At 72.0% G+C, this 20,934-nt stretch carries 15 protein-coding genes; 8 read left to right on the top strand and 7 right to left on the bottom strand.

Annotation, left to right across the window (positions count from 1 at the left end; all coding sequences use genetic code 11):
* The first annotated feature begins 109 nt into the window (after window positions 1-109).
* A complete protein-coding gene (locus tag GXW74_RS20920) occupies window positions 110-913 on the top strand; it encodes a sugar phosphate isomerase/epimerase family protein (RefSeq protein WP_211848504.1) in 804 nt (267 codons plus the stop codon).
* Between the two features lie 31 nt (window positions 914-944).
* Entirely contained in the window at window positions 945-1,916 is a 972-nt protein-coding gene (locus GXW74_RS20915; RefSeq protein ID WP_211848503.1) for a Bug family tripartite tricarboxylate transporter substrate binding protein, read from the top strand.
* A 416-nt stretch (window positions 1,917-2,332) separates the two neighbouring features.
* On the opposite strand, the gene GXW74_RS20910 is transcribed toward GXW74_RS20915, so the two are convergent.
* Window positions 2,333-3,316: a Bug family tripartite tricarboxylate transporter substrate binding protein gene (locus GXW74_RS20910; protein ID WP_211848502.1), complete on the bottom strand. Its 984-nt coding sequence runs from the start codon at window positions 3,314-3,316 to the stop codon at window positions 2,333-2,335.
* Window positions 3,317-3,485: 169 nt separating this feature from the next.
* Between GXW74_RS20910 and secB the strand changes: the two genes are divergently transcribed.
* The 3 genes from secB to GXW74_RS20895 all read left to right on the top strand — a co-directional run bounded on the left by secB (window position 3,486) and on the right by GXW74_RS20895 (window position 5,938).
* Window positions 3,486-3,998, top strand: a complete 513-nt coding sequence (gene secB / locus GXW74_RS20905) for a protein-export chaperone SecB (RefSeq protein ID WP_211848501.1) — start codon at window positions 3,486-3,488, stop codon at window positions 3,996-3,998.
* A 192-nt stretch (window positions 3,999-4,190) separates the two neighbouring features.
* Window positions 4,191-5,285 carry a ferrochelatase gene (gene hemH, locus GXW74_RS20900; protein WP_211848500.1) on the top strand — a complete coding sequence of 365 codons (1,095 nt, stop codon included), beginning with the start codon at window positions 4,191-4,193 and terminating at the stop codon, window positions 5,283-5,285.
* The gene (locus tag GXW74_RS20895; RefSeq protein ID WP_338148297.1) at window positions 5,282-5,938 is read left to right on the top strand and encodes an HAD family hydrolase; all 657 of its coding nucleotides are present in this window, start codon (window positions 5,282-5,284) and stop codon (window positions 5,936-5,938) included. Before hemH ends, GXW74_RS20895 begins: the two co-directional genes overlap by 4 nt.
* A gap of 133 nt (window positions 5,939-6,071) precedes the next feature.
* Here the strand turns inward: GXW74_RS20895 and GXW74_RS20890 are convergent, their stop codons facing one another.
* The gene (locus GXW74_RS20890; protein ID WP_211848498.1) at window positions 6,072-6,848 is read right to left on the bottom strand and encodes a hypothetical protein; all 777 of its coding nucleotides are present in this window, start codon (window positions 6,846-6,848) and stop codon (window positions 6,072-6,074) included.
* 189 nt (window positions 6,849-7,037) lie between these two features.
* Here GXW74_RS20890 and GXW74_RS20885 point away from each other — a divergent pair, with 189 nt between their 5' ends.
* Window positions 7,038-7,886, top strand: coding sequence for an NHL repeat-containing protein (locus tag GXW74_RS20885; RefSeq protein ID WP_211848497.1), 849 nt, complete (start codon window positions 7,038-7,040; stop codon window positions 7,884-7,886).
* Window positions 7,887-8,173: 287 nt separating this feature from the next.
* Here GXW74_RS20885 and GXW74_RS20880 read toward each other — a convergent pair whose 3' ends face one another.
* The 5 genes from GXW74_RS20880 to GXW74_RS20860 form a co-directional block, all read right to left on the bottom strand.
* Window positions 8,174-8,617 (bottom strand): DUF488 domain-containing protein, encoded by a 444-nt coding sequence (locus tag GXW74_RS20880; protein WP_211848496.1) that lies wholly within the window; start codon window positions 8,615-8,617, stop codon window positions 8,174-8,176.
* Window positions 8,614-10,914 carry an NADP-dependent malic enzyme gene (locus tag GXW74_RS20875; RefSeq protein ID WP_211848495.1) on the bottom strand — a complete coding sequence of 767 codons (2,301 nt, stop codon included), beginning with the start codon at window positions 10,912-10,914 and terminating at the stop codon, window positions 8,614-8,616. Before GXW74_RS20875 ends, GXW74_RS20880 begins: the two co-directional genes overlap by 4 nt.
* Before the next feature lie 105 nt (window positions 10,915-11,019).
* A complete protein-coding gene (locus GXW74_RS20870) occupies window positions 11,020-12,585 on the bottom strand; it encodes a bifunctional aspartate transaminase/aspartate 4-decarboxylase (RefSeq protein ID WP_211848494.1) in 1,566 nt (521 codons plus the stop codon).
* A 10-nt stretch (window positions 12,586-12,595) separates the two neighbouring features.
* Window positions 12,596-14,173: an ABC transporter substrate-binding protein gene (locus tag GXW74_RS20865; RefSeq protein WP_211848493.1), complete on the bottom strand. Its 1,578-nt coding sequence runs from the start codon at window positions 14,171-14,173 to the stop codon at window positions 12,596-12,598.
* A gap of 302 nt (window positions 14,174-14,475) precedes the next feature.
* The gene (locus GXW74_RS20860) at window positions 14,476-14,883 is read right to left on the bottom strand and encodes a VOC family protein (protein ID WP_211848492.1); all 408 of its coding nucleotides are present in this window, start codon (window positions 14,881-14,883) and stop codon (window positions 14,476-14,478) included.
* Window positions 14,884-14,925: 42 nt separating this feature from the next.
* Between GXW74_RS20860 and mutS the strand changes: the two genes are divergently transcribed.
* Entirely contained in the window at window positions 14,926-17,604 is a 2,679-nt protein-coding gene (gene mutS / locus GXW74_RS20855; RefSeq protein ID WP_211848491.1) for a DNA mismatch repair protein MutS, read from the top strand.
* A 15-nt stretch (window positions 17,605-17,619) separates the two neighbouring features.
* The gene (locus GXW74_RS20850; protein ID WP_211848490.1) at window positions 17,620-20,439 is read left to right on the top strand and encodes a [protein-PII] uridylyltransferase; all 2,820 of its coding nucleotides are present in this window, start codon (window positions 17,620-17,622) and stop codon (window positions 20,437-20,439) included.
* Window positions 20,440-20,934 lie beyond the last annotated feature (495 nt).

Raw genomic sequence — 20,934 nt, 5'->3', positions numbered from 1 at the left:
GGCGGCGCTGCCCCCTCCGGACCTCCCCCGCCAAAGGCCGAAGGGCCTGTGGTGGAGAGAAATCCGGAGAAGGGCAAAGCCACTCTCCGACGCCCGCGGAGCACGCCGCATGACGCCCCCCGGCCCGCTCTCCCTCAACACCATCACCGTGAAACCCTGGTCCCTCCCGCAGGTCATCGAGGCCTGCGCCCGCCACGGCATTCCCGGCATCGCCCCCTGGCGTGACGTGCTGCAGGCCATGGGCACGCAGGCCGCTGCGCGTCACATCCGCGACGCCGGCCTCAATGTCACCGGCCTGTGCCGCGGCGGCATGTTCACCGGGGGCGACTTCGCCGCCGCGCTGGACGACAATCGTCGCGCCATCGAGGAAGCCCACGCGATCGGCGCGGACTGCCTGGTGATGGTCTGCGGCGGCCTGCCGCAGGGCTCGAAGGACCTCCCCGCCGCGCGCGAAATCGTCCGCGAGGGCCTGCACGCCATCCTGCCCGAGGCCCGCGCCGCCGGCGTCACCCTCGCGCTGGAACCGCTGCACCCGATGACCTGCGCGGACCGCTCGGTGCTGTCCACGCTGGGCCAGGCGCTCGACCTCTGCGACGAACTGGGCGAGGGCACCGGCGTGGCCGTGGACGTCTATCACGTCTGGTGGGACCCCGACCTCGCGCGGCAGATGGCCCGCGCCAGGGGCCGCATCGCCGGTTTCCATGTCTGCGACTGGAAGGTGCCGACCGCCGACCTCGTCTTCGACCGCGGCCTGCCGGGCGAGGGCGTGATAGACATCCCCGCGATCCGCGCCATGGCGGAAGCGGCGGGATGGCCGGGCGGCGTGGAGGTCGAGATCCTCTCCAACCGCTGGTGGGCAGAGGACCCGGAGACGGTGATCCGGGAGGTCAAGGCCAGCCGCGCCTTCTGCTGAACAACGACAACCACGATCGGGACGACGTTCGATGAAAGCCACGCGCCGCACGCTTCTCGCCGCCACCCTGGCGGTCCCCACCGTCGCCCGCGCGCAGGCGCCCTGGGCGCCGACGCGCCCGATCCGCTTCGTCGTGCCCTTCCCGGCCGGCGGCGCGACGGACGTCGTCGCGCGCGTGCTCGCGGAACGGCTGCAGGAGACCCTGGGCCAGCCCGTGGTGGTGGAGAACCGCGCCGGCGCCGGCGGCAACATCGGCGTGGAGAACGTGGTCCGCAGCCCGGCCGACGGCGGCGCCATCCTGATGGGCACCACCGGGACGCTCACGGTGAACCCGCATCTCTACGCCAATCTCGGCTTCGATCCGCTGCGCGACCTGGCGCCCGTCTCGATGGCCTTCACGACGGACCACGTGCTGATCGTGAACCCGCAGGTGCCGGCGCAGACGGTGCAGGACTTCCTCGCGCTGGTGCGCGCGCGGCCGGGCACGCTGTCCTATGGCTCGGCGGGGTCCGGTTCATCGACGCACACGGTGCCGGAGCTGTTCAAGCTCGCCGCGCGCGTGGAGATCCAGCATGTGCCGTATCGCGGCAGCGCGCCGGCGCTGAACGACCTGGTCGCGGGAACCGTGCAGGTGATGCTGGACCAGATCCCCTCCGCCATCGGCCAGATCCGTGGCGGGCAGGTGCGCGCGCTGGCGGTGACGGGTGCGCGCCGCTCCGCCCTGCTGCCGGACGTGCCGACGATGGCGGAGATCGGCCTGCCCGACGCGCAAGCGACGTCCTGGGGCGCGGTGATGGCGCCCGCCGGCATGCCGGTGCCGGCGATCGCGCGCTTCAACGCCGCCATCCGCGACGCTCTGGCGCAGCAGGCGGTGAAAGACCGTCTGGCGGCGGCCGGGGCGGATGGCGTGTCTTCCACGCCGGAGGAACTCGCCACCTTCCTTCGCGCCGAATCGACGAAATGGGCCCGCGTGGTGCGCGAGGCCCGCATCGCCGTGAACTGATCGCAGCCTTGCCGGACCGATGCCGTGCATCGGGCCGGGAAGGCAGATCCCGATCAGTCTGGACTCGCCTGATCGGGTGAAGATGCTCGCAAGTCCCGAAGGCTGGCGCGGTTGCCGCGAGCCGGGGAGAACGGAAGACGCTCGAGCGCACGGCGCGGTCGTGCCGGAGCTGCCCCTTGCGCTCCGACACGCGGCGCGCAAGCCAAGCTGTCCGGGCGGCACTCCTTCGGGGGCCTTCCGAGGACTCCAGGGGCCGCTTCGGGCGAGCCCTGGGTAGCTCAGAGACCGCTTGGAGAATCCGGCACCGGCCCGCACCCCCATCCGGCCACCGACGTCAGCATGCTGGAAAGGGTGGCCGGGTGCGGGCCGGTGTCGGACCCGGAAACGCGCCGCGAGACGCGTTTCCAGACGGGCTCTCACTCCACGCGCGCGCCCGAGGCACGGATGATCGGCGCCAGCCGCCGTTCCTCGCTTGCGCGGAAATCCGCGATCTCCTCCGGCGTGGTCGGCCAGGCCGTCGCGCCCTGGTCGAGGTAGGCGCGCTTCAGCTCCTCCGTCTCCAGCGCCCGGCGCGCGAGGGCGGCGATGCGCAGCACGGTGTCGCGCGGAATCCCGGCCGGGCCGCACAGGCAGGTCCAGGAGGACATGTCGAAGCCTGCCAGCGTCTCGGAGATCGAGGGTACGTCCGGCACCACGGGGCTGCGCCGCGCGGAGGTGACGCCGAGCGCCCGCACCCGGTTCTCCCGCGCCTGGGCGAGTGCGCCGGGGATGTTGTCGAAGATCATGTGCACGCGGCCGGCGATGATGTCCGGATAGGCCGCCGCGCTGCCGCGGTAGGGCACATGGTTGATGTCGACGCCGGCCATGGTCTTGAACAACTCGCCCGAGATGTGCAGCGTCGTCCCTGCCCCGGCCGAAGCGTAGGAATATGTACCTGGATTGGCCTTCAGGAAGGCGATCAGCTCCGGCACCGAGCGCGCCGGAATGTCGTTGTTCACCACCAGCAGGTTGGGGAGCTGCCACATGCCGCTGGCGAAGGTGAAGTCCTTGTGCGGGTCGAAGGGCATGCGGGCATAGAGGGTCGGCGCGATGGCGTGCGTCGCGATGCCGCCGAGACCGAGCGTGTAGCCATCGGGCGCCGATTGCGCGATCGCCTGGTTGCCGACGATGCCGCCGGAGCCGGTGCGGTTCTCCACCACGAATTGCTGGCCCGACAGGTCCGACATCTTCTGGCACAGCAGGCGCGAGAGCGTGTCGGTCGGCCCACCGGCGGTGTACGGATTGATGTAGCGCACAGGGCGCGTCGGCCAGGCATCCTGCGCGGCGGCGAGGCGCGGCGCAGCCAGCGTGACAGCGGCGAATCCAAGCAAGGCGCGGCGCCCGGTGGCGGGTATGGTCATCCGTTGTCCTCCCTTGCGGCCCTGTGACTGGCCGCTTCCTTGCCCAGCCTAAGGCGGGACCAGGGCGGGAGGCGAGACAATCCGCCGCGTTTGCCGCTCCCGCCCCTGCGTGCTAACCGCCCGCGGTCCGTCCGGCGCGCCCGGCGCGCCCGATCCGAAAGGCCCCGACATGTCCGACCAGCCGATTCCGCCCGCCCCCGGCGTCAACGGGGGCGCCGCCCCCGCGACCGGCCCCGTGGTGCTGAACCTGCAGTTCACCAAGGACCTGTCCTTCGAGGTGCCGGGCGCGCCCGAGATCTACCTGACCCTGCGCGAGGCGCCGCAGATCGACATCGCCCTCGATGTCCAGGCGCGCCGGCTGCAGGAAGGGCAGGAGACCTACGAGATCTCCCTGAACATCCGCGCCGATGCCAAGACGAAGGAAGGCCAGACCGCGTTCATCGCCGAGCTGGTCTATTGCGGCATCTTCACCCTGAACGGCGTGCCGCAGCAGATGCTGGAGCCCGTGCTGCTGGTGGAATGCCCGCGCCTGCTCTTCCCCTTCGCCCGCAACATCCTCGCCGACGTGACGCGCGACGGCGGCTTCCCGCCGGTGCTGCTGGCGCCGATCGACTTCGTGCAGCTCTGGCAGGCACGCCGCGGCCAGGGCGCCGACATCGGCGCCCCTGTCGCCAACGCCTGAGAGCCGTTTGAGAATGCCGGCACGGGCCCAGGCCCCCACCCGTCCACCCGACGACAGTATCCCTGATGGGTGGCCGGGTGGGGGTCTGGGCCCGTGCCGGCGTCGAGAATGCGCCGTTCGGCGCATTCTCGATCGGGCTCTGACGGGGCCGGGGTTGACGGGCGGCCGCGGCACAGCATCTCGGGGCGCATCATGACCAAGCGCCGCATTGCCATCGTGCTGTTCAACCTGGGCGGCCCCGACCGCCCGGAAAGCGTCCGCCCCTTCCTCGTCAACCTCTTCACCGACCCGGCGATCCTCCGCGTGCCGGGCTTCGTGCGGCCCTGGCTCGGGCGGCTGATCGCCTGGCGGCGCACGAAGCCCGCGCTCGAGAACTACGCCATCATCGGCGGCAGGTCCCCGCTGCTCGAACTGACCGAGGCGCAGGCGCGCGCGCTCGATGCCGCGCTCGCAGACGATGCGGGGATCGAGGCGAAGTCCTTCGTCGCCATGCGCTATTGGCACCCCTTCAGCGACGCCGCCGCGCGCGCCGTGAAGGCCTGGGCACCGGATGAGGTGCTGCTGCTGCCGCTCTACCCGCAGTATTCCACCACCACCACCGGCAGCAGCATCGCCGCGTGGGAGGAAGCCTGCCGCGATGCCGGCCTCACCGTACCGACCACGACGCTGTGCTGCTGGCATTCGCATGGCGGCTTCGCGGCGGCGACCGCGGCGCTGGTGCGCAAGGCCTACGATGCGGCGCGCGCCGAGCTCCCGCCCGACCTGAAGCTGCGCGTCCTGTTCTCGGCGCACGGCCTGCCGGAGAGCATCGTCACCGCCGGCGATCCCTACCAGTGGCAGGTGGAACAGACCGTCGCCGCGGTGGTGGAAAAGCTCGGCATCGAGGGCCTCGACCACGCGATCTGCTACCAGTCGCGCGTCACGCCGCAGAAATGGATCGGCCCCTCCACCGAGGAGGAGATCGAGCGTGCCGCCCACGACAAGGTGGCGCTGCTGGTCAGCCCGATCGCCTTCGTCTCCGAGCATTCGGAGACCCTGGTCGAGCTCGACGTCGAATACCGCGAGGTCGCGCACAGGCTCGGCGTGCCCGGCTACTTCCGCGTGCCGGCGCAGAACAGCGACCCGGGCTTCATCGCCGCCCTGGCCGATCTGGCGCGCGCCGCGCTGGGCTCGGGGCGCTCGCTCTGTTCCTTTGCCGGCGCGCGGCAATGCCCGAAGCGGCATGGCGACTGCCCGCACGCACAGGCAACCGCCGAAAGGCGCGTCAACGTGAAGGAAGCCGCGTGACGCCACCCCGCCGCCCGCGCGCCGTCCTGTTCGACTGCGACGGCGTCCTCGCCGACAGCGAGATGGTGGTGAACGCCATCGTCGCCGACCAGCTCACCACCCTCGGCTGGCCGCTCACCGCCGCGCAGTCGCGCGAGACCTTTCTCGGCATGGCGCTCCCCGACATGGTCCCGCGCATCGAGGCGCGCGTCGGCCCGCTGCCGCCGGGCTGGGCGGAGGAGATCTCGACCCTGATCGCGCACGAGATGACGATGCGCACGCCCGCAATCCCCGGCGCGCCGGAGGCGGTGCGCGCCTGCGCGGCAGCGGGGCTGGCGGTGGCCGTCGCGTCCAATTCGGCGCGGGCGGAACTGGTGGCGAAGATGCGCTCGCTCGACCTCGCGCATGTCTTCGCCGAGCGCGTCTTTTCCTTCGAGGACGTGGACCGGCCGAAGCCCTGGCCGGACATCTACCTGGCCGCCGCGGCAGCCTGCGGGGCGGCGCCGCAGGACTGCGTGGTGATCGAGGACAGCGTGCCCGGCGTGCGCGCCGGGATCGCCGCGGGATGCCGCGTGCTGGGATTCGCGCGGGAGACGCCGGGCGGCGTGCTCGCGGCCCATGGGGCGGAGCCGTTCGGGGATTTCGCGGCGCTGCCGGCGCTGTTGGGGATGTAGGCGGGGGGAGAAGGGGACTTCTCCCCCCGGACCTCCCTCAGCCTTCCTCGTCGCCTGGGAGCTGACTTCGGAGGTCAGTTCCCAGGTGACAAGGAAGGGAGGGAGATCGGGGGAGGTTCCCCTCCCCCGACCTTCACCCTTCCGGGCACCCCACCACCACCCGCTGCAGCGTCCTCACCCCTTCCAGCGTCTGCGTCCACCGCGCATCCGACTGCGGCGGCGTCAGCAGCCGCGCCGCCTGCGCGAGGTCCGGGCAGCGCTGGTCATCCGCCCCGCAGGACACCGACACCCCGAGCATCCGCGCGCTCGCCCCATGGAAGCGCGCGCTGCTGTTGCCCGGCGAGTCGCGCAGCAGGATGTCCGCCTGTTCGCGCATCAGGTCGTTGTCCGGGCAGATGCTGGCGCGCGGCGTGACGGCGCGGCGATCGTAGAGCGCGGCGAGCAACTCCTCCCGCCAGGCGTTCCGTTCCGCCTGGGTGTTCGCACCGCCGGCGGCAAGCGCCGTCTGGCCGGAGGACACCGCGCAGTCGCGCAGCGTTGCGCGCCGGTCCTGCGGCGCGGAGGCCGCCTGGCGCCGGCAGGCGCGCGCGCGCAGCGCATGGGCCTCGGCGCATTCCTTGTCGGCGGCGCCGGTGCAGGCGGGCACGTCCTCGGCGGCGATGCTGTCCCAGGCGTTCTGCGCGGCGGCGGTGGTCATCCGCGCCAGGCGCTGGGCGGCCGGGGTCGCCGCGGCGCCGGCAGCGGCCCCGGCGACCTGGCCCGCGGGTCCGCCCACCGCGCCGGCAACGGCACCGGAGGCGGCGCGCCCGGCGGCGGCACCGGCGGCACTGCCGGCCTGTTCGCAGCCGGCGACCAGCGCGAGGGAGAACAACAGCGCCACGGGGCGCCAGGAAAGCGTGTGTACCGGCAAGGTTCGTCTCCTTGTTCCGCAACAGGCTAGACCAGGAGCGGGCGCGGCTGAAACGTCATGCTTGTGAGGCGCCCGCCGCCGGCGCCGGAACGGTGCGGAAAGGCCGCCGGCGGAAGCCTCCGCCCTGCCTGGTTGCGGCCTTCGTGCCCCGGCGCCACCCTGCTGCCCGACAGCAGCGGGAACAGGCGCATGGCGCGGCACGACCTCTTCGTCCGTCTCGGCGAGACGCTCTATCGTGTCGAGCGCCCATGGGGCGATGTGCCCCGGGGCGTCGGCGTGCCGAGCGACGTCGCCTGCGATGCGGAAGGCCGCGTCTATTGCCAGCTCCGCCAGGACCCGACGACCGACCCCGAAGGCCCCGCCGTGGTCGTGCTGGCGCCGGACGGGCGGCGACTCGCCGCCTGGGGCGGCGGGGACGTGGCCGACGGGCACATGCTCTCCGTCCATCCCGATGGGCGCGTCTTCGTGGTGGACCGCGACGCGCAGGAGGTCATCGTCTTCAGCCCGGACGGCAAGCGGCTCGGCGGGATCGGCCGGCGCCACCGGCCGGGCGAACCCTTCAACGGGCCCTGCGACGTCGCCTTCGCCCCGGACGGGACGATCTACGTCGCGGACGGCTACGGCGCCTCGCTCGTGCACCGCTTCACTGCGGAAGGCACGCCGATGGGCCATTGGGGCCGGCCCGGCGACGGGCCCGGGGAGTTCTCCACGCCGCATTCCGTCTGGGTGCTGCCCGATGGCCGCGTGACGGTGGCGGACCGGGAGAACAACCGCATCCAGGTCTTCACGCCGGACGGATCCTGGCTCGCGGACTGGACCGGGCACCACAAGCCGATGAGCGTGCATGGCGGGCCGGACGGCACGCTCTACGTCACGGACCAGGTGCCGCGGCTGTCCTGGCTGGCGCCCGACGGCACGCTGATCGGGCGGTGCCGGCCGGTGCTGAACGGCGCGCATGGCATGTGGCTGGCGCCGGACGGGCGGATCTTCCTCAGTGAGCAGAATCCGTCGCGGCTGACCTGCCTCGTGCCAATGTGAGGCCAATGGCCGCTTTCAGCCGAGGTTGGTGAGCCCTTGCCGTGGCTCGTGCCGGGGCTGCGACCGCGGCCCGTCGGAGGTCCGGCGAAGCCAAGCAGACTGGAGGCTTGCGCGTCTGAGGCGTGCCTCCGCCACGACGCGTCTGAGGGTGTGAAGGGACGGATCCCAGCGGTCGCGAACGGCGACCGCTGGATGATGCCGGTTCAGCCGCGAGTCTGGCCCGCATCAAAGGGCCGGCGCGATTGTCGCGGGTCAAGGCGAACGGATGCCGTTCCCGGGCGGCCCCCTCACGCGGCCGGATCGAGATGCATCACCGGATGCCCAAGCGCCTCGGCCACCAGCGTTCGGTGGCAGTGCCGCGGATCGGCTTCGAGGCAGAGCAGGCAGACGCGTTGCCGCCCGGCCAGGTTCTTGAGGTTCGCCAGCGCCGCCTGCGGCTCGGTCCCGGCGAGATGGGCGGCGAAGATGCGGCGCATGACCTCCGGCTTGCCCGACCGCGCCGCTTCCCGCCCGGCCGCGGGGGTGCCGAGGGCGCGGAGATGCAGGTAGCCGATGCCCGCCTCCTCCAGCGCGGCCGACAGCGCGCCCTTGGCGAAGCCCGGCTTGCGGCTGTTGGCCAGCGCGCGGACATCGACCAGGGTCTGCACCCCGGCCTCGCGCAGCGCCGCCAGCAGGGAGGCCGGCGTCGCCCTTTCGTAGCCGATGGTCAGGACTTCGCCCTGGTGTGTCACTTGGTGGCCGCGGCGTGGGCGGCGAGGCAGGCGACGTCGAGGATCTGGTTCACCCCCGCCTGCATCGGCACGATCTGCGCCGAATGCGCGAGGCCGGTCAGCAGCGGCCCGATCACCGTGGCGCTGGTCAGCCGCGGCACCGAGCGCGCCAGGATGTGCGCCGCGTGCAGCCCCGGCATGATCAGCACATTGGCCGGGCCGGTGAGGCGCGAGAAGGGATAGAGCGAGGCGCGCAGCCCCGGATCGAGCGCGACGTCCGCCGACATCTCGCCGTCGAACTCGAAATCCGCGCCGCGTTCCGCGAGCAGCTTCACCGCATCCCGGATGCTGCCCGGGATGGTGCCGCGCGGATCGCCGAAGGTGGAGAAGGATAGGAAGGCCACGCGCGGCTCCAGCCCCAGGCGCCGTGCGGCGGCGGCGGACCCGCGCGCGATGCCGGCGAGCGTCTCGGCGTCGGGGCGTTCGTGCACCGCGGTATCGGCGACCAGCACCGTGCCGGCGCGCCGGGAGACGATGATGGACAGGCCGAAGACGACGCGCCCGGGAATCGGGTCGATCGCCATGGAGATGCCCTCCATCGCCACCGAATAGGACCGCGTGGTGCCGGTGACGATCGCGTCCGCATCGCCGGTCGCGACCATGCAGGCGGCGAAGACGTTGCGGTCCTGGTTCACGAGGCGCAGGCAGTCGCGGAACAGGAAGCCGTCGCGCTGGCGCTTGGCATAGAGGAATTCCGCATAGCGGCGGTTGGAATCCGACAGCCGCGCGTTGTGGATCTCGATGCCGTCCGGCAGCGGGATGCCGAGCGCCGCGCTGATGGTGGCGATCCGGTCCTCCCGCCCGACCAGCACGGGCGTGCCGTAGCCGGCGTTGCGGAAGGCGATGGCGGCGCGGATCACCTTCTCCTCCTCGCCTTCGGCGAAGACGACCCGGCGCGGATTCTGGCGCACCGATTCCGCGATCGCCTCCAATGCGCCGACCGTCGCATCCAGGCGGTTCGCGAGGTCGCGCGCATAGCGCTGAAGGTCGAGCAGCGGCCTGCGCGCGACGCCGCTGTCCATCGCCGCCTTGGCGACGGCGGGCGAGACGCGGGAGATCAGCCGCGGGTCGAAGGCGTTCGGGATGATGTATTCCGGCCCGAAGCGCAGCGCCTTGCCGGCGCCGGCGCCGGCGACCTCCTCCGGCACGTCTTCCCGCGCCAGCATGGCCAGCGATTCCGCTGCCGCGATCTTCATCGCATCGTTGATGGTGCTGGCCCGCACGTCGAGCGCGCCGCGGAAGATGAAGGGGAAGCCGAGGACGTTGTTGACCTGGTTGGGATAGTCCGAACGGCCGGTGGCGATGATGCAGTCCGGACGCGCCGCGCGGGCCTCGTCGGGCGTGATCTCCGGGTCGGGGTTCGCCATGGCGAAGATGATGGGCCTGGGCGCCATGGCCCGGACCATCTCGCCGGTCAGCGCGCCCTTTACCGACAGGCCGAAGAACACATCGGCGCCGTCCAGCGCCTGGGCCAGCGTGCGCGCGGACGTCGTCGTCGCATGCGCCGACTTCCACTGGTTCATGCCTTCGGTGCGGCCGCGCCAGATCACCCCCTTGGTGTCGCAGAGGATGACGTTCTCCGGCCGCATGCCCATGGCCTTCACCAGCTCCGCGCAGGCGATGGAGGCCGCGCCGGCGCCGTTGATGACGAGCCGCGTCGCCTTGATGTCGCGCCCGGTCAGGTGGATGGCGTTGATCAGCCCCGCGGCGGCGACGATGGCGGTGCCGTGCTGGTCGTCGTGGAAGACCGGGATGTCCATCAGCTCGCGCAGGCGCTGCTCGATGACGAAGCATTCCGGCGCCTTGATGTCCTCGAGATTGATGCCCCCGAAGGACGGGCCGAGGTAGCGCACCGAATTCACGAAGGCGTCGACATCCTCCGTGTCCAGGCACAGGTCGATGCCGTCCACGTCGGCGAAGCGCTTGAACAGCGCGACCTTGCCTTCCATCACCGGCTTGGACGCCAGCGCGCCGAGATTGCCGAGGCCGAGCACCGCCGTGCCGTTCGAGATGACAGCGACGAAATTGCCCTTGGCCGTGTAGTCGTAGGCGAGCTTCGGGTCGCGGTGGATATGCAGGCAGGGCTCGGCGACACCGGGCGAATAGGCGAGCGAGAGGTCGCGCGCGGTGATCAGCGGCTTGGTCAGCCGGATCTCGAGCTTGCCGGGGCGGCCTTCGGCATGCAGGGCCAACGCCTCCTCCGCCGTGACGCGGGTGGTGCGCGTGTCCTCGGCTGCCGGCTGCTTCGCGTCGTCCATCGTCGTGGTTCTTCCCAGGGAGACTTCGATCCGAATGCTTCCATTGTGGCGCTCCGGCGGCCCTGTTGCGACCCCCCGGCTTCGCAGGCGCGGAAGACGCGCCGTTCACCCCGCCCCTGCGGCGCGCCAGGAGGCTTCGTATCGCCCGACCACCGCCCGCAGCGCCTGGCCTATCCGCGCATAGGCCTCGCAGGGCAGGTTCGCGAAGGAGACCCGGACGGACCATCCCGGCGCACGGAAGCCGCCGCCCGGCAGCAACACGATCCCGTGCTCCTCGGCCAGGCGGAAGGCGATGTCGAGCGGATGCACATGCGCCCGCATCCAGGCGGCCACCGCTTCCCCCAGATGCGTGCGCATCCAGAAATCGAGGTCCGCCAGCCCGTAGTAGTGATCGAACAGCCTGTTGCGTTCCGGGTCGAAGCCGAGCGCGGCGGCGAAGGCGGCCGAGCGGCGATGCAGCACCGCGTTCACCTCCCGACGATAGGCATGGTGCCGGTCGGTCAGCTCCGCGAGCGCGAAGAGCGCCATCATCGCCTGCTGCGGCAGGGAAAGGCCGGCAGTGTGGTTCAGCGCCACGTCGCGGCTGTCGGCGACCATGCGGTCGATCAGGCGCATCCGTCGCGGCGTGGGGCTGAGGGCGGCGTAGCGCATCTCGGCGACCTCGTCCGGTTGCTCCGCCAGTGCGTCGTCCAGCACGTTGTCGCGCGCGACCGCGATGACACCGAGCCGCCAGCCGGTGCAGCCGAAATACTTCGAGAAGGAGTAGATGCCGATCGTATTGCGCGGCAGCTCCGCGAACAGGGAACGGAATCCCGGCACGAAGGTCGCGTAGACATCGTCGGTGACGATGAGGAGGTCCGGCCGCCTCTCCCGGACGATCGCGGCGATGCGCGCCATGCCCTCCGGCGCGATGGCGACCGCGGTCGGGTTGCCGGGGTTGACCAGCAGCAGCGCCTTGACAGCCTGGTCCTCCAGCACGCGCAGCGAGTCGTCGGGATACTGGAAGCGCCGGTCCTCTGCTGCCTCCATCGGCAGCGCGCGCAAGGCGTAGTCGCCAAGCGCCGGGATCTCGAGATACGGCGTGAAGATGGGCGTGCCGAGCGCGATGGCATCGCCCGCGTTGAGCAGGCGGTTGGCGCGCAGGGATCGGAACACGTCGCAGATCGCCGCCGTTCCGCCCTCGGTCGCGAAAAGGTCGAAGGGAGCGGCCGGCCCGCCGAGCACCGGCCGCAGATAGGCCGCGACCACGCGTTCCACGTGAGGCAGGATGCGCGGCGGCAGGGGGTAGGTGTCGCCGAGCACGGCGCAGGCCATCTCGTGGACGAAGGCGTCGGCATCGCAGGCGAGCTCGCCGGTGGCGAAGGCGACGGCGTCCCGCAGGAAGGCGGCGCCGGGCGCATCCTCCCGCAGGAAGCCGGCGAGCCGCGCGGCGATGCCGGGCGCCTCCGGCGCCAGGGCAAGCCCTTCGCCGAATTCGCCACCCTGCCGGCAGGCCGCCATGGCGAAGCGGCCCAGCAGGAAGAACGCTTCGCGCGGGCGCGTCGCGACCCAGTTCGGGTTGCCGCGCCCGGCATTGAGGAAGGACGCGCCCCCGCGCGCACGGCGGATGAGCTCGTCCTTGATCTCGAACGGGCTCATGCGCTCGAAGCGGCGGAAGGCCTCCGGGTCCATGGCGGCGCGGCTAGCCGCGCCGCACGCCCCAGGGATAGGGCGAGGAGCCCTGCAGGATGCCGGTGAGGTCGCGCCGGAAGGCGGTGCGGATGACGAACTGGCCGAGCGGGAGGAAGGAGACATCCTCCAGCGCGAGGTGGCCGAGCTCCGTCGCCAGCGCCTTCTGCCGCTCCGGGTCGGTGGCGAAGAGCCAGGCTTCCGCCAGTTCCTCCGCCCGCGCGCTCTGCCACCAGCCGAACCAGCCGTTCGGCCCCTGGCCGCGCACGAGGAAGGACAGGGCCGGGTTCGCCCAGGCGGTGGCGCCGCCGGTGGTGTGCAGGATGGACCAGCCGCCCTTGTCGACCGTCTCGCGGTTGCTGCGGCGCTGCACCACCGTGCCCCAGTCGCTCTCCGCCAGGTCGATGTTCATGCCGACGCGCTTCAGCCGGTCCGCCGTGACCTGGCCGAGCGGGCCGATATCCGGGAAATCCGTCGGGTTGATGATGACGACGCGCTGGTTGGCGTAGCCCGCCTCCCGCAGCGCCGCCCGCGCGCGGTCGAGGTCCCCGGGCATCATCGCCGCGCCCTCGTCGCGATGATACGGCGTGCCGCGCGGCCAGAGGCTGCGGCAGATCGCCCAATCCTCCCGCGCATCGCCGCGGGAGGCGCGCATGTATTCCTCCTGCGCCACCGAAAGCCGCACGGCGCGGCGGATGCGCACGTCGTCGAAGGGCGGATGCAGGCAGTTCATGCGCATCACCGCGAGCCGGCCGAGCGGGTCCGTCACTTCCCGCCGCACGTCGCGCGCACGGGCGAGCAGCGGCTGCAGGTCGGGGTGCGGGCGTTCCCACCAGTCGATCTCGCCATTCTGCAGCGCGGCGGCGGCGGTCGCGGCGTCGGGCAGGATGTGCCATTCGATGCGGCGGAAATGCGCGACCTTGCCGCCGGAGGTCCAGGCTGCAGGCTCGCTGCGCGGCGCGTAGCCGTCGAACTTCTCGTACACCACGCGGCTGCCGGAATTGTATTCGCCGGCGACGAAGCGGTAGGGGCCGGAGCCGATCATCTCGGTCACCGCCCGGCCCGGATCGGTGGCGGCCAGCCGTTCCGGCATGACGAAGAGCACCGAGGAATCCGGCTTCGCCAGCGCATCGAGCATCAGCGGGAAGGCGCGCTTCAGCCGCACCTCGAAATTGCGGTCATCGGTGGCGCGCCACTGCTCGACCACGCGCGCGAGCAACTGGCCGATCGGCTCCCGCGCGCACCAGCGGGTGATGGAGGCGATGCAGTCGGCCGAGCGCACCGGGCTGCCGTCATGGAAGCGCAGGCCCTCGCGCAGGCGGAAGGTCCAGGTCAGGCCGTCGGAGGAGGTCTCCTGCCCCTCGATCATCTGCGGCTTCGGCTTCAGTTCCGCATCCACGCCGTAGAGCGTGTCGAAGACGTGGAAGCCGTGATTCCCGGTGACCGTCGCCGTGGTGAAGATCGGGTCGAGCACGCTGAGATTGGCCTGCGGCACGAAGCGCAGCGTGGCGGCACGGGTATTCTGCGCGACGGCCGGGGCGGCGAAGATGCCGGCGGCACCGGCCGCGAACAGGGTGCGGCGTTGGATCATGGATGTCCTCCTCGGGCGTCGTGGCGCGCCCTGCGCGGGAGGCTAGGACGGCAGGGCGGGCATGGGAACCGCGGGGAGGGCGCTGCCCTCCCCGGACCCCGCCCGCGAGAGGCCGAAAGGCCTCTGGACACCGGGACATTGTCTGGGGGTTCGAGGGCGGGTCTGGCGCACCTGTGATGCCAGGTGCGCCGGTGCCGCCCTTCCCCGATATTCCTGATGGATCTCATGGTTTCCAAAGGCCTTTCGGCCTTTGGTGGGGGGAGGTCCGGAAGGGGGGCAAAGCCCCTCTCCGGGACCCGCCGTCACCCCTCTGCGTTCGCCGCGTCCGTCATGTCGAAGTTCAGTTCCACCCGCAGCCCGAACGGGTCCGTCAGGAAGAGCTGCATCACCGGCATCCCCGGCAGTGGCTGCTCGACGAAGGCCGTGCCGTGGGCGGCCAGTTCCTCCCGCACCTTCGCGAGGCCGCGCAGGCGGAAGGCGATGTGTTCGAAGCTCGCCCCCGCCGAGGGTCCGGCCGGCGGCGCCGCGTCCTGGCGCGCAGCCAGGTGCAGCACGGCCCGCCCGCCGGCGTAGAGCCAGTGGCCCGGGAAGTCGAAGGCGGGCCGCGGACCTTCCTGCAGGCCGAGCAGATCGCGGTAGAAGGCGAGCGCCGCCGGCAGGTCCTGCGGCCGGCAGCGCAACGTCGCGTGGTCGAGCCCTTCGGGTCGCATCCGTCCCTCCCGTTGTGCCGGTTTCCGGTCTAGAGGCGGAGCATGACAGACGCCTCGCCCCCCGGGGGCAAGCCCATCCCGCCCGCGGCCGGCGCGACGCCGGCGATCGCGCAGTGGATCGCCGCGAAGACCGCGCATCCGGATGCGCTGATCTTCTTCCGCATGGGCGACTTCTTCGAAATGCTGTTCGGCGATGCGGAGGTCGCCTCGGCCGCGCTCGACATCGCGCTGTCGTACCGGGGGGAGCACCAGGGCGAGAAGGTGCCGCTCTGCGGCGTGCCCGCCCATGCCTATGAGAGCTATCTCGCGCGCCTGATCCGCCAGGGCTTCCGTGTCGCGATCTGCGACCAGATGGAGACGCCGGAGGAACAGAAGCGCCGCAAGGCGCCCACCATCCGGCGGGAGGTGGTGCGCCTCGTCACTCCCGGTACGGTGACGGAGGAAGCGCTGCTCGAAGCCTCCCGCCCCGCCTGGCTGCTGGCGCTGGCGCCGGCCGGGGATCGGCTCGGAGCCGCCTGGCTGGACGTGACGACGGGCGCCTTCGGGACGGAGAGCCTGCCGCAGGCCGACCTCTCCGCCCTGCTGGCGCGGCTGGAGCCGGCGGAGATCCTGGCACCGGAGGAGCTTGCCCGCACGCCGGCGCTGGCGATGCTGGCGGAGCGCATCGCCCATGTCGCTCCACCACGCGACGGCACGCGCCGCGTGGCGGAGGCCTTCGCCGTCGCGACGCTCGACGGCTTCGGCAGCTTCGCGCCGGAGGAGGTCGCCGCCGCGGCGATGGCGGTGGACTATGTGAAGCTGACCCAGGCGGGCGCCCTGCCGCGCCTGGCGCCGCCCGTGCCGACCGGCGGGCGTGGTTTCCTGCAGATGGACGGCGCGACGCGCCGCAGCCTCGAGATCCTGCGCAGCGAGCGTGGCGACCCGCGGCATTCGCTGCTCGGCGCGGTGGACCGCACCGTCACGCCGGCGGGCTCGCGCGAGCTGGCGGCGCGGCTCGCCGCGCCGCTGGCCGATGCGGCGCCGATCGCCGCCCGGCACGATGCCGTGGGCTTCCTGCTTGCCGCCGATGCGGTGCGCGGCGGGCTGCGGGCGGCGCTCAAGGGTGCTCCGGACATGGCTCGCGCCCTGGCCCGGTTGTCGCTCGACCGTTTCGCGCCGCGCGACCTCGGCGCCATCTGCGAGGGGCTGCGGCGGGCAGAGGCGATGGCCAGGACGCTCGACGCCGCGGCGGGCGTGCCGCCCATGCCCCCGCTGGTCGCCGCGGCGCGGGACGCCCTGTGCCCGGCCGAGAGTCCGCGCGCGGAGCTCGCCCGGGCGCTGGCGGACCCGCTGCCGGCGCGGCTCGAGGATGGCGGCCTCGTCACCGTCGGCTATGACGGGGAACTCGACGCGCTGCGCCGCCTGCGCGACGGCGCGCGGGAGGCGATCGCCGCGCTGCAGATGGAGCTCGCCCAGGCCTGGGGCGTGGCGAGCCTGAAGATCCGCCATCACCAGCAGTTCGGCTTCCTCGCGGAGGTTCCGGCGGCGGCGGGCGAACGCCTGCTGCGCGAAGCCCCGAAGGAGGGAGCGCGGGCGCCGGTGCACCGCCAGACCATGGCGAACGCCATGCGCTTCACCTGCGCCGCACTGGCCGAGCTCGACCGCCGCGTGGCGGAAGCGGGGGACCAGGCGGCGAAGCGCGAACGTCTGGTGGCGCAGCATCTGCGGCGCCTGTGCCTCTCCGCCGCGCCGGGAATCGCCGCCGCGGCGGCAGCCATGGCGGAGCTGGATGTCCATGCCGCCGGCGCCGAGCTCGCCGCGGATGGCCGCTGGTGCCGCCCGGAGATGACCGAACGTGCCGACTTCGCCGTGCTGGCGGGCCGGCATCCGGTGGTCGAGACGGCGCTCGCCCGTGCCCGCGGTCCGGCCTTCGTGCCGAACGACTGCGACCTTTCGCCCGGGCGGCGGCTCTGTCTGCTCACCGGGCCGAACATGGCGGGCAAGTCGACCTTCCTGCGGCAGAACGCGCTGCTCGCCATCCTGGCGCAGGCGGGGCTCTTCGTGCCGGCGGAAGCCGCGCGGATCGGCCTGGTGGACCGGCTGTTCTCCCGCGTCGGCGCGGCGGACGACATCGCCGGCGGGCGATCGACCTTCATGGTCGAGATGGCGGAAACCGCCGCCATCCTGAACCAGGCGACGGCGCGCAGCCTGGTGGTGCTGGACGAGGTCGGCCGCGGCACCGCGACCTGGGACGGGCTCGCGATCGCCTGGGCGGTGCTGGAGGCGCTGCACGACCGCATCCGCTGCCGCACCATCTTCGCCACGCATTTCCATGAGCTCACCGCGCTCGCGGGCAAGCTGCCGGAACTGACGCCCTCCACCATGCAGGTGCGCGAATGGCGCGGGGAGGTGGTGTTCGAGCATCGCGTCGGGCCGGGCGCGGCAGAACGTTCCTGGGGCGTACATGTCGCGCGGCTCGCCGGCGTGCCGCGCCCGGTGCTGACGCGCGCGGGAGACGTGCTGAAGGCGCTGGAGGCCCGCGCCCGCGGCCTCGATCCGCTGTCGGAGGAACTTCCGCTCTTTGCCCGCTCCGCGCCGGCCGCGCCGCCGGCGGCGCCAGACCACCCGGCGCTGGCGGCGCTGGCGGCGCTGGACGCGGACTCGCTCACGCCGCGAGCGGCGCTCGATGAGCTCTACCGCCTGAAATCGTTGATGGAGACTGTCGCGAAGGCGCCGGACTAGCTAGTCTTGCCGGCGATGACATCCCTGGAGGACGCCGGACGGAGTGCCGGCCCCGCTGAGCGCCGGGCACCGCGCCCGGCCCCGGTCGCGGGCGATCCACCGATCGTGCTCGCGACCTTGCTCGCCGACCTGATGCCGGACGGCCACCCGGTGCCGCGGGAGGACGCGGTCGCGTCCTTGCGCCGCCATCTCGGCCGCATCCAGAACCGCGTGCAGCTGGCCTTCGAGGCGCATGACCTCTCCGGCCTGTCCGCCGCGCGCTGGCTGGCGGCACTGACCGACACGGTCATGGTCGGCATCCACGCCTATGCCGAGGCCGTCCTGCCGCCCTCCGCCGGGGAGAAGCCCTGGGCGCTGGTGGCGACGGGCGGCTACGGCCGCGGGGTGCTCGCCCCCTTCTCCGACATCGACCTGCTGTTCCTGACCGACGGGGCGATGGGCCCGCGCGGCAGGCAGTCGGTGGAGTTCATGCTCTACCTGCTGTGGGATCTCGGGCTGAAGGTGGGGCACGCGACACGGTCGCGCGCCGATTGCATCGTCGATGCCAAGGGCGACGCCACGGTGCTGACCGCGCTGCTCGACGCCCGCCACGTCGCCGGCGAGGAAGCGGTCTTCCACCGCTTCGCCGACGCCTTCCGCAAGGCCCGCGCGGAATGGGGGCTGAAGCCCTTCCTTGCCGCCAAGCGTGCCGAGCGCATGCAGCGCCATTCCCGCTACGGCGAAAGCCCCTTCATGGTGGAGCCGCACGTCAAGGAAGGCCGCGGCGGGCTGCGCGACCTGCAGACGCTCTACTGGCTCGCCCGCTACGCCTTCAACGTGCAGCGCATGCCCGAGCTGGTGGGTGCCCATACGCCCGGCGGCGGCCTGCTGTTGCCGGAGGAGGCGCGCGCCATCAAGCGCGCCTGGGACTTCTTCTGGACCGTGCGCTTCCACCTGCACCTGGTCACCGGCCGTGCCGAGGAACGCCTCACCTTCGACCTCCAGCCCGTGGTGGGCGCCCGCATGGGCTACACGCGCCACGGGCTGCAGGACGGGGTCGAGCGCTTCATGAAGCACTTCTTCCTGATGGTCCGCGACGTCGCGCGCTTCACCCGCATCCTCGAACCGGCGATCGAACGCGCCTCGCTCGGCCCGCCCGCGGTGGTGCCGGCCTCGGACAAGGCACTGACGGAAGCGGGCTTCGCCCTCGCCGACGGCAAGATCATCGCTGCCCCGGGGCACGACTTCACCATCGACCCGGTGCTGATGCTGCGCATCTTCCGGCTCGCCCGGGACCGGGGGCTCGAGATCCATCCGCTCGCCTTCCGCGCCATCGTCCGCCATGCGCGCCACGTCGCGCGGCTGCGCGGCGACAAGGAGGCAAGCGCCGAATTCCTCGACCTGCTCACGGGCCGCGACCCGGGGACCTGGCTGCGCATGATCAACGAGGCGGGGCTGATCTCCCGCCTGCTGCCGGACTGGCAGCGCATCGTCGGACTGATGCAGTTCGACACCTACCACGTCTTCACGGTGGACGAGCACACGATCGAGGCGGTGGGCGTGCTCGCCGCGCTCGAGCGGAACGAGCTGAACGAGGTCGCGCCCGTCGCCTCCGAGCTGATCGGCCAGTTGCAGTCCCGCCGCGCTCTCTATGTCGCCGTGCTGCTGCACGACATCGCGAAGGGCCGCGGCGGCGACCATTCCGAGATCGGCGCGCAGCTCGCGCAGACGATCTGCCCGATGCTGGGCCTGACGCCGGAGGAGACCGAGACCGTCTCCTGGCTCGTGCTTCATCACCTGCTGATCAGCCAGACCGCCTTCAAGCGCGACATCGAGGACCCCAAGACCATCCTCGACATCGCCGAGGTGGTGCAGTCCCCCGAACGCCTGCGCCTGCTGCTGGTGCTGACCGTCGCCGACATGCGCGCCGTCGGGCCCAAGGTATGGAACGGCTGGAAGGCGACGCTGCTGCGCGAGCTCTACTGGCGCGTGGCGGAAGTGCTGGCCGGCGGCCTCTCCGTGCCCGAACGCGACGTGCGCGTGGCGCGCGCCAAGGAAGCGGCGGCACTGCTGCTGGCCGACCGGCCGAAGCCGGAGGTCGATGCCTTCCTCGCCCTCGGCTACCCGGGCTACTGGCTCTCCTTCGACCCCGAGACCCACGCCCGCCACGCGGCGATGATCCAGGAGGCGAAGGAAGCGAAGGCACCGCTGACGGTGCGCACCCGCGTGCTGGAAAGCCGCGCGGTGACGGAGGTGACGGTCTACTGCACCGACCACCCCGGCCTGTTCAGCAAGATCGCCGGCGCGCTCGCGGTGGCCGGCGCCACCATCGTCGATGCCCGCATCCACACCATGACCGACGGCATGGCGCTCGACACCTTCTGGGTGCAGGACACGCAGGGCGGCGCCTTCGAGGCTCCGCACCGGCTCGCGCGGCTGGCCGTGCTGGTGGAACAGTCCCTGTCCGGCCGGCTCAAGCTGCGCGACGAGATCCGCAAGCTGAAGCGCGAACCCGCCAGGCTCCGCGCCGTGACGGTGCCGCCGCGCGTCGTCATCGACAACCATGCGTCGAACACCCACACGGTCATCGAGGTGAACGGGCGCGACCGGCCGGGCCTGCTGCACGACGTCACGGCGGCGATCAGCGACCAGGGGCTGCAGATCGCCTCGGCGCACATCACCACCTACGGCGTGCGCGCGGTGGACGTGTTCTACGTGAAGGACGTGTTCGGGCTGAAGGTCGAGAACGACCGCAAGCTCGCGACGCTGCGGCACGCTCTGGAAGCGGCGCTCGAAACCGCCGACCGCCCGGGCGGTGGCGGGATGGCGACACGGGTGGCAGCCGAGCCGGCCTAGGAGAGGCAACGGGCGGGACGGAGGATCGACCTGCCCACGCGAACATGTGCAGCGGAATCGCGGGGGCCTGCCCCTCCCGACCGCCCCACCAAGGGCCGCGGGTCTCTTGGACACCTTGCCTTGGCCCCCGCGGCACCGTGGGCTGTCCGGAACCGTCGCGGCTGATGCATGCCCGGAGCCGCGTTCCGGCACCGCTTCCGAGCGCGGCGCTTGGCGCGAGGTGGCGGTTCGCAAAGGCCCTCCGGCCCTTGCCGGGGGGGGGTCGATGGGGCCTTGCCCCATGCGCGCGAACATGGGGCGATGAGGGAAGCGGAGAGGGGCTTTGCCCCTCTCCGGACCTCTCCCCACCAAAGGCCGAAGGGCCTTTGGAAACCATCACCTGGTGTCGGGCAGAGCAGGTATTCCGCGGCAACCAAGGAAGCGCCACGCTCGAAGGCCGGATTTCCTTCCGGGCGTCGTGGCCGCAGCGTACTTCCCCGCGCCGGCGCGGCAATC

It is taken from the genome of Neoroseomonas eburnea, from assembly GCF_018129005.1.
Taxonomy (GTDB): Bacteria; Pseudomonadota; Alphaproteobacteria; order Acetobacterales; family Acetobacteraceae; genus Neoroseomonas; species Neoroseomonas eburnea.
The sequence above is the reverse complement of the archived record's forward strand: the minus strand, read 5'-3'. Positions and strand labels throughout refer to the sequence as shown.

Coding starts and splice junctions, on each gene's coding strand:
- GXW74_RS20920 (WP_211848504.1), top strand. CDS start 110: ATGACGCCCCCCGGCCCGCTCTCCCTCAACACCATCACCGTGAAACCC.
- GXW74_RS20915 (WP_211848503.1), top strand. CDS start 945: ATGAAAGCCACGCGCCGCACGCTTCTCGCCGCCACCCTGGCGGTCCCC.
- GXW74_RS20910 (WP_211848502.1), bottom strand. CDS start 3,316: ATGACCATACCCGCCACCGGGCGCCGCGCCTTGCTTGGATTCGCCGCT.
- secB (WP_211848501.1), top strand. CDS start 3,486: ATGTCCGACCAGCCGATTCCGCCCGCCCCCGGCGTCAACGGGGGCGCC.
- hemH (WP_211848500.1), top strand. CDS start 4,191: ATGACCAAGCGCCGCATTGCCATCGTGCTGTTCAACCTGGGCGGCCCC.
- GXW74_RS20885 (WP_211848497.1), top strand. CDS start 7,038: ATGGCGCGGCACGACCTCTTCGTCCGTCTCGGCGAGACGCTCTATCGT.
- GXW74_RS20875 (WP_211848495.1), bottom strand. CDS start 10,914: ATGGACGACGCGAAGCAGCCGGCAGCCGAGGACACGCGCACCACCCGC.
- GXW74_RS20870 (WP_211848494.1), bottom strand. CDS start 12,585: ATGGACCCGGAGGCCTTCCGCCGCTTCGAGCGCATGAGCCCGTTCGAG.
- GXW74_RS20865 (WP_211848493.1), bottom strand. CDS start 14,173: ATGATCCAACGCCGCACCCTGTTCGCGGCCGGTGCCGCCGGCATCTTC.
- GXW74_RS20860 (WP_211848492.1), bottom strand. CDS start 14,883: ATGCGACCCGAAGGGCTCGACCACGCGACGTTGCGCTGCCGGCCGCAG.
- mutS (WP_211848491.1), top strand. CDS start 14,926: ATGACAGACGCCTCGCCCCCCGGGGGCAAGCCCATCCCGCCCGCGGCC.
- GXW74_RS20850 (WP_211848490.1), top strand. CDS start 17,620: ATGACATCCCTGGAGGACGCCGGACGGAGTGCCGGCCCCGCTGAGCGC.